The 12,359-nt window shown below is 61.7% G+C and carries 9 protein-coding genes and 1 pseudogene; 5 read left to right on the top strand and 5 right to left on the bottom strand.

The genetic code is table 11. From position 1 onward, the window contains the following. Window positions 1–58: 58 nt before the first annotated feature. Window positions 59–1,495: a c-type cytochrome gene (locus tag ABF859_RS04955; protein WP_415526685.1), complete on the bottom strand. Its 1,437-nt coding sequence runs from the start codon at window positions 1,493–1,495 to the stop codon at window positions 59–61. A gap of 29 nt (window positions 1,496–1,524) precedes the next feature. Beyond that, window positions 1,525–3,798 carry a PQQ-dependent dehydrogenase, methanol/ethanol family gene (locus tag ABF859_RS04950; protein WP_415526684.1) on the bottom strand — a complete coding sequence of 758 codons (2,274 nt, stop codon included), beginning with the start codon at window positions 3,796–3,798 and terminating at the stop codon, window positions 1,525–1,527. A gap of 463 nt (window positions 3,799–4,261) precedes the next feature. On the opposite strand from ABF859_RS04950, the gene ABF859_RS04945 reads away from it, so the two are divergent. Next, on the top strand, window positions 4,262–4,708 hold the full coding sequence (locus ABF859_RS04945; protein WP_415526884.1) for a methylated-DNA--[protein]-cysteine S-methyltransferase: 447 nt from the start codon (window positions 4,262–4,264) through the stop codon (window positions 4,706–4,708). A gap of 94 nt (window positions 4,709–4,802) precedes the next feature. Here the strand turns inward: ABF859_RS04945 and rho are convergent, their stop codons facing one another. From rho to ABF859_RS04930, 3 genes are all read right to left on the bottom strand, one after another. Further along, complete coding sequence (rho, locus tag ABF859_RS04940; protein WP_415526683.1) at window positions 4,803–6,104, bottom strand: transcription termination factor Rho; 1,302 nt, start codon at window positions 6,102–6,104, stop codon at window positions 4,803–4,805. Window positions 6,105–6,390: 286 nt separating this feature from the next. Continuing rightward, window positions 6,391–7,920 (bottom strand): GMC family oxidoreductase, encoded by a 1,530-nt coding sequence (locus ABF859_RS04935; protein WP_415526682.1) that lies wholly within the window; start codon window positions 7,918–7,920, stop codon window positions 6,391–6,393. Window positions 7,921–7,934: 14 nt separating this feature from the next. After that, window positions 7,935–8,582 (bottom strand): gluconate 2-dehydrogenase subunit 3 family protein, encoded by a 648-nt coding sequence (locus tag ABF859_RS04930; protein ID WP_415526681.1) that lies wholly within the window; start codon window positions 8,580–8,582, stop codon window positions 7,935–7,937. Between the two features lie 167 nt (window positions 8,583–8,749). On the opposite strand from ABF859_RS04930, the gene sucB reads away from it, so the two are divergent. The 4 genes and pseudogenes from sucB (at window position 8,750) to ABF859_RS04910 (ending at window position 12,243) form a co-directional block, all read left to right on the top strand. Next, window positions 8,750–9,856 (top strand): dihydrolipoyllysine-residue succinyltransferase, encoded by a 1,107-nt coding sequence (gene sucB, locus ABF859_RS04925; protein WP_415526680.1) that lies wholly within the window; start codon window positions 8,750–8,752, stop codon window positions 9,854–9,856. A 116-nt stretch (window positions 9,857–9,972) separates the two neighbouring features. Next, window positions 9,973–10,983 (top strand): L,D-transpeptidase, encoded by a 1,011-nt coding sequence (locus ABF859_RS04920; RefSeq protein ID WP_415526679.1) that lies wholly within the window; start codon window positions 9,973–9,975, stop codon window positions 10,981–10,983. A 48-nt stretch (window positions 10,984–11,031) separates the two neighbouring features. Further along, window positions 11,032–11,496 (top strand): annotated as a pseudogene (locus ABF859_RS04915) (histidine-type phosphatase); the annotation flags it as partial. A 240-nt stretch (window positions 11,497–11,736) separates the two neighbouring features. Next, complete coding sequence (locus ABF859_RS04910; RefSeq protein ID WP_415526900.1) at window positions 11,737–12,243, top strand: hypothetical protein; 507 nt, start codon at window positions 11,737–11,739, stop codon at window positions 12,241–12,243. Window positions 12,244–12,359 lie beyond the last annotated feature (116 nt).

Raw genomic sequence — 12,359 nt, 5'->3', positions numbered from 1 at the left:
AAAAGGGCGGATCGTTTCCGATCCGCCCTTTCTGTCAGACTGACAGGGAGTGAGAAGCTTACTGTGCTTCGTCCACGCCGCTGTGGGTCTGCGGGGAGAAGGTCCAGCCTTCGCCGTAAGGCTGCGGCATATAGGCCATCCAGCCCTTGCTGGAGGTGTTCCAGCCGGAGGTGGAGACCGGTGCACCCGTCGTGCGCAGCTTCTGGATATCGGAAGCGGACACGGTTCCCGGAGCGTTGTTGCCCCAGCCCTTGCGCATGAAGTTCACGACATCGGCCATCTGCTGGTCGGACAGATGATCCTTGAAGCCCGGCATCGCAACAGCGGACGGTGCGGTGTTGGTCGGGGGCAGGATGCCACCGAAGGTCACGACATTGGCGAGCGACGTCGGATCATCCGTCAGGACGACCGGGTTGCCTGCCAGCGGCGGGAACATGCGGTTGACGCCCGTACCATCGTTCATGTGGCAGATGGCGCAGTTGTGTAGATAGACTTCCGCACCGGCATTGCCCTGGCCGCCCTTGTTCAGCAGAGCGGTCGTCTGACCGTCATCCTGACCGAGGTTCTTGCCTTCCGGCACGGCCGGCATGCTCTTGAGGTACTTGGCCGTGGCGCGCAGATCGTCGTCGGACCAGTGCTGCGTGCTGTAGGCCACCACGTCGGCCATGCCACCGAAGACGGCGGAGTGGTCGATACGGCCGCTCTTGAGGAAGGTCACGAGGTCATCTTCGGACCAGCGGCCCAGACCCGTGTCGCTGTTGCTGCGCAGGCTCGGTGCGATCCAGTTGTCGATCGGGGCACCACCGGACAGGTAGGCGTTGCCGCCAGCCGTACCGTAAGCCTTGACCTGCATCCCGAAGCCACGGGGCGTATGACATTCGCCGCAATGGCCGGGACCGTTGACGAGATATTCGCCGCGGGCGACTTCGGGGTCACTGATGCTCTTGTCCACGCCCGGCGTCATGCTCGGGACGAACATGGCGCGCCACAGGCCCAGCGGCCAGCGCATGGACAGCGGCCAGCTGATGTCGGGTGCCTTGTTCTGCTGCGCAACCGGCTTCACACCATGCATGAAGAAGGCATACATCGCGCGGATGTCTTCGTCAGACAGACGGGCGAATTCAGGATAGGGCATGGCCGGATAGACCGTTGCACCATCCTTGCGGATGCCCTTGCGGAGGGCTTTCGTGAAGTCCTCCAGGGTGTAGTTGCCGATACCGTGTTCCGGGTCCGGCGTGATGTTGGTCGAATAGATCGTGCCGATCGGGCTCTTGATCTCCAGACCGCCCGCATAGGGCTGTCCGTGCAGGGCCGTATGGCAGGCGATGCAGTCCGACAGGCGGGCGACATATTCACCGCGCTTGATCAGCGCTTCATCGGCGTCCTGGGCATGGGCGGCGCCGAAAGACACCGCCATGAGGCCAATAGCGGCCGCGAGTTTCCATCCCTGTTTCATCTCAGATACCAGCCTGTCCCGAGTTAATGCGTTCAGCATGTCACGTGCTCCTTATGCGTACCGCTATCTCAGGGGTGATCCGCGGTCGGAACATCGGCCGTGGACTGCGGGACATTGAGGAACTGATCGTTCGGAACGCCTGTGGAGTTCTGACGCGCCTTGACTTCGTCCTCGTAGGACTCGTTGGCACGCTTCACGATGAAGTTGCGGATGTCTTCGATCTGGTCAGGCGTCATGGACGTGTCGAAACGATCCATGCCGTAAGCCGTCAGGGCACCGCGACCGACAAGCTTGTAGAAGCTTTCCTTGCCGCGTGGGGCACCGGACCAGCGAAGGTCAGGCAGAACGCCACCGGAGATGCCGTTGTCACCATGGCAGGCCGAGCAGAACGTCTGATACAGGAAGTATCCGTTCTTCTGACGGGCCTCGTCATAGGTCGGAACCGGCTTGACCGGGGTGAAGCCGAGCTCGTTCTTGGGCGGCAGGCTGTCCTTGCCGTCAAGCGAGAAGGCGATCACACGGGAGTGGTTGACCGTCCAGCCGGAGGTGCGGGCAACGCCGCCGTACAGGAACGGGTAGATGCCGCCCCAGCCTACTTCAACCGCGACGTACTGCTTGCCGTTGGCCGTATAGGTCACCGGCGGAGCGATGATCGCGCTCTGTGCGGGGAAGGAATAGAGATCGTTGCCGTTCGTGGCGTCGTAGGCATGGAATTCGCCGTTCGCCAGACCCTGGAAGATCACGTTACCGGCCGTGGCCAGGATACCGCCGTTCCACGGACCCTTGTGGTTGATCGTGAAGGCAGGGGCCATTTTCACCGGATCCCAGGCCAGCGTCCAGCCCTTCAGGACCTTCAGGAAGTCCTTCTTGGCGGCGACATGTGCCGGATCGGTATCGTCGAAGAGGCCGATCTTGTTCATGTCGAGGCCGAGGTTCCAGGCGTCATGATACGCCTTGAAGCCGCCTTTCTGGCCGTCGTACAGGAGCGGGATCTGCTGTGCCGGGATGTAGACCAGCTTCGTCTTGGGGCTGTAGGCCATGGCTGCGAAGTTATGGCCGCCAAGCTCACCCGGGATGCCGAGCCAGGGCTTGCCCGTCAGCGTCCACAGAGCGTCAGGCACGTAGTTCGGGCGACCCGTGACCGGATCCAGGCCGGTGGCCCAGTTCTCGTAGGTGTAGGGCTTGCCGGTGATGAACTTACCCGTCTTCGCATCGATGATGTAGAAGAAGCCGTTCTTCGGAGCATGAACGATCACATGGCGCATCTCGCCGTTGACCGGCATGTCGAGCGTCATGATCTGCTGGACGGAGGTGTAGTCCCACTCGTCCATCGGCGTTTCCTGGAAGTGCCAGACATATTTGCCGGTGTCAGGATTGATCGCGACGATGCTGCCCAGGAAGAGGTTGTCACCCTTGCCCTCGGAGCGGAACTTGTAGTTCCACGGGGAGCCGTTGCCGACGGCCAGGTAGACGAGGTCCGTCACCGGGTCATAGACGAGCGAATCCCACACGGTTCCGCCGCCGCCCTGCTGCTTCCAGGCGCCGTTCTTGCCCCAAGTCGGGTAGGCCTTGGACATCAGGATGTCATCGGAGGCTGCGCCGTCGGGCTTGTTGTCGGGGTTTGGAACGGTAAAGAAGCGCCAGTCGAGCTTGCCGGTTTCGGCGTCGAAGGCGGAGACGAAGCCGCGTGCGCCGAACTCTGCGCCGCCGTTGCCGATCAGGACCTTGCCCTTGGCGATACGGGGGGCACCATCAAGCGTGTAGGAACGCTGGTGGCCGAGCTGGGCTTCCTTGGGGATCGTGTAGACGCTCCAGACCAGCTTGCCGGTCTTGGCGTCCAGCGCGATCAGGCGACCGTCGAACGTGCCGAAATAGACCTTGCCGTTCCAGTAGGCGGCACCACGGTTCACGGAGTCACAGCAGCCGCGGTCGGCGATGTTGCCCGGAACCTTGGGATCGTAGGCCCAGAGGAGCTTGCCGGTCGCTGCATCCAGCGCCTTCATCTTGCTCCAGTTGGTCGTAGCGTACATGACGCCATTGACGATCAGGGGAGTGCCTTCCTGGCCGCGGTTCGTATCCAGATCATAGTGCCAGGCGAGCTTGAGCTTGCCGACATTGTCCGTGTTGATCTGGTCGAGCGGGCTGTAGCGCTGCTCGGAATAGGACCGGCCGTAGGACAGCCAGTCCCCGGCGTGGCCACCATGATCGGAGCTTGTAATTGCTGTGCCGGTATCTTCCTGCGCAAAAGCGACAGGTACAGCTGCAGAAATCGCCAGGGCGGCGGCGCAGCTGAGAAGGCGCTTTTTCGTAACCTTGATCGGCGTCAGTAGACCAGAAGTCATGATCCAACTGTCCTTTTTGTAAAGACTGTTTCCGCTGTGATATTCTGGACCTCAGAAGTCTTGATATGGGCAAAGGGCCTCTTCACCTTCTCAATCCAACCTTCAGTACCGGACACCGGCAGCATGAGAACTTACTGACCCTATTTTATTGCTTAAGACAAACACGGCTTCTGACGTTTCCGTGAGGCGCTGCGACAGGTAGTGCTGAATTGGGTCATGAGGTGGCTCACCGAATAATTACACAGGCGTTCCGGAAAAGGTCCTGTCGCTTTTTGGATACAAAAAATGGCAGTTTTCCAACACATTACAGAATATTGCTAAAAACCCTACATTAGCGGTCCTGTATGTTTATTCTGCATGTTGCAATGTCTCGATATGCTTGTGGTGCATGGCTTAAAAGCCTCATCTTTCTCGGGAGGAGACCGGATTGACGGTTCCGGGCGGCTCGGGCACCGTGTCGTTCATGCCACAGCTATCCTGCCACTCACCTTTCGGGGCCCTTACCATCAGTGAAGATGAGGGCCAGATCGTCGCTCTGGACTGGGGTTGGGGGCGCGATCAGGAGGAGACTCCACTCCTTCTGAAGGCCCGTGACCTTCTGGAGCGCTATTTTGACGGGGAATCGGTCGATTTCGACACCCTGCCTTATCGTCCGTACGGGACTCCCTACCGTCAGAAGGTCTGGGACGCGCTGCGCCGGATTCCCTACGGAAAGACGCGGACCTACGCCGATATCGCGGCCGAGGTTGGCGGGTCTGCGCGTTCGGTCGGGGGCGCGGTCGGGGCGAATCCGATCCCTATTCTGATCCCCTGCCATCGTGTTGTCGGGCGTTCGGGGCTGGGGGGTTATTCAGGGCTTGGGGGTGTGGCGGACAAGCATGCGCTGCTGCATCTTGAAGGATCGCGCTAGGCGCGCAGGGTTCGGCCTTTCATCCCGCTTTACTGGACCACAAAAAAGGGGAGCCGGAGCTCCCCTTTTTCATGTCGGCCGTGCTGATGGTGGATCAGTTGTTCATGGCCTCGAAGAAGTCGTGGTTGGACTTGCTGTATTTGAGCTTGTCCAGCAGGAAGTCCATGGCGTCCATCGTGCCCATCGGGGCCAGGATGCGACGCAGGACCCACATCTTGGACAGCTCGGCGCGATCGACCAGCAGTTCTTCCTTACGCGTACCCGACTTGGTGATGTCGATGGCAGGGAAGGTGCGCTTGTCGGCCAGCTTGCGGTCCAGGATGAGCTCGGCGTTGCCGGTGCCCTTGAATTCTTCGAAGATGACTTCGTCCATGCGCGAGCCCGTGTCGATCAGGGCCGTTGCGATGATCGTCAGCGAACCGCCTTCCTCGATGTTACGCGCGGCACCGAAGAAGCGCTTGGGGCGCTGCAGGGCGTTGGCGTCCACACCGCCGGTCAGCACCTTGCCCGAGGAGGGAACAACGGTGTTGTAGGCGCGGGCGAGACGGGTGATGGAATCCAGCAGGATGACCACGTCGCGCTTGTGCTCGACGAGGCGCTTGGCTTTTTCCAGCACCATTTCCGTCACCTGGACATGGCGGGTTGCCGGTTCGTCGAAGGTGGAGGAGACGACTTCGCCACGGACCGAGCGGGCCATGTCCGTCACTTCTTCCGGGCGTTCGTCGATCAGCAGGACGATCAGGAACACTTCGGGGTGGTTGGCGGAGATGGAGGCTGCGATGCTCTGGAGCATCACGGTCTTGCCGGTGCGGGGCGGGGCGACGATCAGGGCGCGCTGGCCCATGCCGATCGGCGTCACGAGATCGATCACGCGCGGGGTGTAGTCGCGCTGGTCTTTCTTGCCCTTGCCGCGCGGGGAAGAGTCCGTGACGGCGGCTTCGGACTGTTCGACTTCCATCTTCAGGCGACGCTCGGGGTAGAGCGGCGTGAGGTTGTCGAAGTTGATGCGGGTCCGGACGGTTTCCGGAGCCTCGAAGTTGATGGTGTTGACCTTCAGCAGCGCGAAATAGCGCTCGCCGTCGCGCGGGGCGCGGATCTGGCCTTCAACCGTGTCACCCGGACGCAGGCCGAAGCGGCGGACCTGGGCGGGGGAGATGTAGATGTCGTCAGGGCCGGGAAGGTAGTTGGCTTCCGGGCTGCGCAGGAAACCGAAGCCGTCCGGCAGGATTTCCAGCGTTCCTTCGCCGTAGATCGCCTGATCGCGCTCGGCAAGGGTCTTGAGGATGGCGAACATGATGTCCTGCTTGCGCATGGACGAGACGTTCTCGATCTCCAGTTCCTCTGCATAAGCCAGCAGATCGGCCGGAGATTTCTTCTTGAGTTCGGCGAGATGCATGAAAGACGCGCCTTGATGTGCCGTAAGGGGCAGACCTGATAGGGGAGGATGCGCGACCACACAGAAGGCAGGGCGACTGGGCGGGGGCTTCGGGTGTCAGGCGGGGATCCGTAAAGATTTCGCAGGACAGTGAAGCGGGCGTCATCCGGATGGAAAGGGAGACCGGGTGACAGGACGTCACCGGAAAGTCGTCCTTCGATTACCGGAGCGCGCGAACCGGTGTCAAGGCTGGTGCGCGTGCTCCGGAACACTTTGATCTATGTCATCTGGGGTCAGTTTTCTGGGATCAGGCCTTCAGCATGGCCTCCGCCGTGCGCAGGGACAGGGCCATGATGGCCAGAGCGGGGTTGGCGGCGGCGGCGCTGGGGAAGATCGAGTGATCGGAGATCCACAGATTGTCGATATCGAAACTGCGGCCTTCCGGATTGACGACATTGCTGCCCGCATCCGTGCCCATGCGACAGGTGCCGATCATGTGGGCGGCGCGGTCGATGACGCGGATATCCTTTGCGCCGACGGCCTCCCACATCTTCGTCAGCAGGCGGGCGGCATGGTGGTGCATGGCCCATTCGTTAGGGCCGTAGGAATGTTCGATCAGGGGCTTGGGGATGCCGAAGGCGTCGTTTTCGTCCGAAAGGGTGACGCGGTTTTCGGGGCGGGGTAGGCATTCGCCGTTGATGCCCATCCCGGCGGAGCGGTTGTATCCGGCAAGGGCGCGGGCGAAGGCCGGACCGCGTGTCGTGGTGCTGCGGGCGAGGTTCTGGCCCCAGGTCGCGGGCATCATGCCCAGTGACTGCACGAGGTAGCCTCCGACGAAATCCGCGTCTTTCGGGCGCATCATGTCTTCGGTGATGGTCAGGGACGGGTAACCACGATTGGGGCGGATGTCCTCGTCGAATTCGCCCCAGACCTGTGTGGAGACATGCGTCATGTAGTTCTGGCCGACCTGACCGGAGCTGTTGGCGAGGCCGTTGGTCAGGAGCAGGCGTGGGGTTTCGACCGCACCGGCGGCGAGGACGAGGGTCGCGCATTTCTGGCGGTGTTCGACGCCGTTCTGGCGATAGACCACGCCGGTCACGCGGCCGGAGCTGTCGCGTTCGATCGTGTGGGCGAAACAGCCGGGGCGGAGTTCCGCACCGTAGGCGACGGCCATGGGGAGCCAGGTGTTGTCCGCGCCGGATTTGGCGCCGTTGCGGCAGCCCTGATGGCAGGCGCCGCAGTTTGCGCAGCCGTGACGGGTGCCGAAATGGGGCTGTTCGATCTCGCGGGTAATGAGAGCGGCGGGGCCGTCGGCATGGCGCAGGCCGAGCGCGTCACAGCCTTCGCGCATTTTCAGCGCGGCGGAATTGGCAGGCGGGGGCGGGTAGGCGTAGCGGCGGTCCGGGTCCCACGGGTAATGGGCGGGGCCGGAGACGCCGATGAAGGATTCCACGCGCTCGATATAGGGCAGCAGTTCATCCAGACCGAAGGGCCAGTCCACGCCCTTGCGGGTTTCGGTGTGCAGGTGGAAGTCGCGGGCATCCATGCGGGGCATGAAGGCGCCATAATGCAGCAGGGAGCCGCCGAGGCCGGTGCCGCTGTTGTTGCCGCCGAAAGCCTGCGGGTTCGTGCCGGCGGAGAGGCGTTCGTGCAGCCAGTACAGTTCGCGGGCCGCAATCTCGTCGGGGGTGTGACCCATCGCGGTGAAGGCGGGACCGGCTTCGAGCACCACGACGGTCTTGCCGTGGCGGGCGAGTTCGGCGGCGAGAGGCGCGCCACCGGCACCGCTGCCGATGATGAGGGCATCGACGATGTCTGTTTCTGCGAATGTCTTCATGACGGTCGTGCTGTTCATTCCCTGGAGTCTGCCATCTGGGCGAGGGGGGCGGTGGCTTTGGGCTCGAAATCTTCGCGGCTGTCCGGGCCGACTTCGGTGAAGCCCTGAAAGACGGTGTCGCCGCCGGTCAGGCTGGAAGAAATGCCGAGCGCCTGCTGCACGCGCGGATCGCTCATGACGCAGTCCACGACTTCGCCGCGCAGGTCTCCGGCCCAGCGGGCCATCTGGGGAATGGAGAGGCGGCCGTCACGGTCGAGGCCGATCTGTCCGGTCATCAGGGCATCGAGCAGGGTGCCGCGCAGGTTGGGAGCCAGATGGATGAAGCGGATGCCGTGCTGTTCGGCTGCAACATCGTCGAGTGTCAGGAGGGCGGATTCCCAGGCTTCGGCGTCGGGGGGAAGGTTTGCAAAGCGCCAGCCGTCGCGGGGGCCGGAGAGGGATGCGTCGATCCGCGCCGTCAGGTCGATGTCGGTGCCAGGGGGCAGGATTTCGTCGAGGGGGAGCAGGACGGGCAGGAGCGCATCGAGGACGGCATAGGCCGGAAGCGACAGGGTCCGGGGCTGCGGGGTGCTGACGGACAGACGGGACGTCAGGATGTCACAGGTGCGGGCGGAGAGGTGGTCGGAGTCCAGAATTTCAGGACGGTCGGGCGGGGGGGACATTGCGGCCTCCTGTGTTTTGGTTTCAAAGTCCGGCGATGGGGATGGTTCCGTCTCCCGCTGGTGATGAAGATGCGGTATCCTGCATCCTGAACCTTTTCCGGATATGGTGCCGGGCACGACACAGACATTTCCCCGCTTTGTGGCGGGATGCAAGATGAGGAAACAGCATGACGGTCGAGATCAGGGTTCCGGCGCTTGGAGAAAGCCTGACGACTGCGACTGTCGCGCGGTGGCTCAAACAGTCCGGCGATTATGTGCAGCATGACGAAGCTATCGTGGAACTGGAGACGGACAAGGTCAGCGTCGAGGTAACGGCGCCGTCCGCCGGGCGTCTGGAAGACTGCGTGGCAGTGGGGACGGAAGTCGAGATCGGCGGGCTGCTGGGCGCTGTTGACGAGACGGCCGAGGCGCCGGCTGCGCCCGAGCCTGCTCCGGTGGTCGAGGCTCCTGCCGCCCCGGCTGCTCCTCCGGTTCCGGAACCCGTGGCAAAGCCTGCGCGTGTCACACCGCCTGCACCGGAAGCGCCGAAGCCTGTGGCTGCTGCTCCGGCGCCCAAGCTGTCGTCGCATGAAGCGCGTGAGCGGCGCGTGCCGATGAGCCGTCTGCGTCAGACGATCGCGCGGAATCTGAAGGCGGCGCAGAATACAGCCGCCATTCTCACGACGTTCAACGAGATCGATATGTCCGCTGCCAAGGCGCTGCGGGCGGAATACAAGGAAGAGTTCGAGAAGAAGCATGACGGGGCCCGGCTGGGCTTCATGTCCTTCTTCGCGCGTGCTGTGGTTGGGGCGCTGAAGGATTATCCGGCGATCAATGCGCAGATCGAAGGGGACGAGATTGTCTACCGCGATTTCGTCAATCTGGGCATTGCGGTCGGGACGGAGCGCGGACTGGTTGTGCCGGTGCTGCATGATGCCGACCAGATGAGCTTTGCCGAGCTGGAGCGTCGCATCGCCGATTATGGCAAGCGGGCGCGGACAGGTGGGCTGAAGCTGGAGGAACTGTCGCACGGGACGTTCTCCATCACGAATGGCGGGATTTTCGGATCGCTGCTGTCCACACCGATCCTGAACACGCCGCAATCGGGGATTCTGGGGATGCATGCCATTCAGGATCGTCCGGTCGTGCGGGACGGGCAGATCGTGATCCGGCCGATGATGTATGTGGCGCTGTCCTACGATCATCGGATTGTGGACGGGCGGGAAGCGGTGAGTTTCCTCGTCCGGATCAAGCAGCTTGTTGAAGATCCGCGGCGTCTGCTTCTGGATCTGTGATGCCTTTTGCGGGGCTGGGGCGTTGAAGGGACGTCTCTGCTGCGCCGAACGCCGGACAGGTCTCTGTTGCCTCGCGTTCTGTCTGTTGTTCTGAACCCGAGGATGGTGTCCTGAAGATGCGTGATGTTTCCAGACTGACGCGGTTTGCTGCTCTGTTATGTGCGTCCACGACGATGGTTCTGGGGATGGTCCCGCTGGCGGCCTGTGCACGGCCGGATAGCGCCGGGCCGGAACTGTCGACGCATCAGCCTGATACGACGCCATCGCTGGGCGCTTCCGTGCCACCGCCCGCCAGCAATCCGCCGACAGATACGCCGCCGCAGCCTGATCTTGTGCCTCCGCCGCTGGATATTCCAGATCTGCCGGTCGTGTCGGATGAAGCGGCGCGGGAGGAGGCCTCCCGTCTGGCGATGTTGATGAAGCATAACGTCAAGGGGTTCAGCACTTATACGCCGGAGCGACGCAAGGCCTTCCTGACGTTTGCGAAGGACGAGGTGACGCAGGCAGGCATGCCGGTTTCCAGGCCCCAGCTCATCATGGTTGTGGATCGCAACGAGCATATCCAGCATCTGGATTATGTGCTGGCGTTGCCGGATGCGCCGTGGGAGTCCCTTGGGGGTACACCAGTTTCGACCGGGACGACGGGGCGTAAATATTACTACATCACACCGACCGGGGTTTTTCAGAACACGGCGGATCGTCTGGGGTATCGGGCGGAAGGCACGAAGAACAAGTACGGCATCCGCGGGATCGGCGCCAAGGGATCGCGCGTGTGGGACATGGGGTGGCAGACGGCGATGAAGGGCTGGCTGCCGCGGCATGAAACCGGGCAGATCCGGCTGGAAATCCATGCGACGGATCCGCAGTTTCTTGAGTGGCGTCTGGGGCATCCTGCATCGGAAGGGTGCATCCGGATTCCGGCGACCATGAATAAATTCATGGATCATTACGGGCTGATCGATGCGCTGTACGAACAGGCCGCGAGTTATGATCCGCGTTTTCAGGCGCTGCTTCCGAAAGATCGGCAGCCGACGCAGATTGCGGGGGATCTGGTCGTCGTGATTGATTCAGGTCCGCTGACGGAGCCGAAGATTGATCCGATCGCGGACAAAAGACCTTTGCCGTGAGGGTGGAACGATAAGGACGTTTTTCTGCCCTGATGCCGTCCTGGCGGAGTGCTGCTGGACATACGGGATGAGGGCGATGGTTCCGTGAAAAAGACAGGCTGCGCCTTTCTGCTGGTATTTTTCCTGACGGGATGTGCGTCGGGAAATCTGCCGTCTTCTGGTCCGGTGCTGGAAAAAGTCGTGCTGCTGGCCCGTCATGGAATCAGGAGTCCGACAGCGTCCATTACGGCTCTGCACGAAAAAACCGGGTTTGACTGGCCTGTATGGTCTGTGGGGCCCGGCGAGATGACGCCTCATGGCATCCATTCTCTTTCCGGAATGGTGGAAAAGGTTCGGGAAAGTTATGTTCGATTACGTTTTGAGCCGTTAAGGGAATGTTCCGTTAACATACTTGTTTGGGCTGATGGGGCAGATCACAGAACGCGGCAGAGCGGGCAGATCTGGGCGCGGGATCTTGTCCCGGACTGCTATGTTGCGGCGCAGTGGCAGGCGCAGGGATCGGATCCCGTGTTCGACGCTCTTTCGTCCGGTCGTACGGTACTGTCAAAACCGGAAACGGAGCAGGCGTTTGCGTCGGCACTTCCTGTGTCCCGTGCTGCGGATGTTACGCGTGGATTGCAGGCTTTGCAGAAGCTGATGGCTCCAGGTGGGTACAATCAATACGGAAATCAACCGATACATTTTAACAATGATACGAAAATATATTGGAAAAATGGTACGCCTCATCTTTCCGGGGGAATGGCAACGGGAGGGATGGCGGCTGAGGGTCTGCTGCTGCTTTATTCCGAGGGATTTCCGACGGAGGTTTTCGGAGAAGCAAAAGCCGATGTTCCGGGATTGCTGCGGGCTGTCATGCCGGTTCATGAGGCGGAAGGCCGGATGCTGCGGCGTCTGCCGGTGGTGGCGCAGGCCCGTAATGGTGTGATGGCGCAGAGTATTCGCGCGTTTCTGGCGGATCGGCCGGTCGTGGATATTCCCGGTGTTACGGCATCCACGCGCCTGCTGGTGCTGGCGGGGCATGATACGAATCTGGACGCCATGGCAGTGATTTTCGGGCTGTCATGGACGTTCCCCGATCAGCCGGACAGTACGGCGCCAGATACGGTTCTGGCGTTCGAGCGGTGGCGTTATCCGGACCGGCATGTAGAGGTTAAAGTCCGGATTTTTCATCAGTCGCTGGAGGAACTGCGGACAGGGCAGGCTTCTGATGTGGAGCGTTCGATGCAGACGCTGGAGCCTCGTAATGCGATCCTTCCCTGAGGTCAGCATTTCATAAAAAAAGCCCGGCTGTTTCCAGCCGGGCTTTTTTATATTGTCCGTACGGACGGGGCGCGGATCAGTGCGTCCAGTCAGCCGGAACCTTGCCGCCATTCTTG

The organism is Gluconobacter sp. (assembly GCF_047722525.1).
Classification (GTDB): domain Bacteria; phylum Pseudomonadota; class Alphaproteobacteria; order Acetobacterales; family Acetobacteraceae; genus Gluconobacter.
Note: the sequence above shows the minus strand (reverse complement) of the source record. Positions and strands in the feature narration are given on the sequence as shown.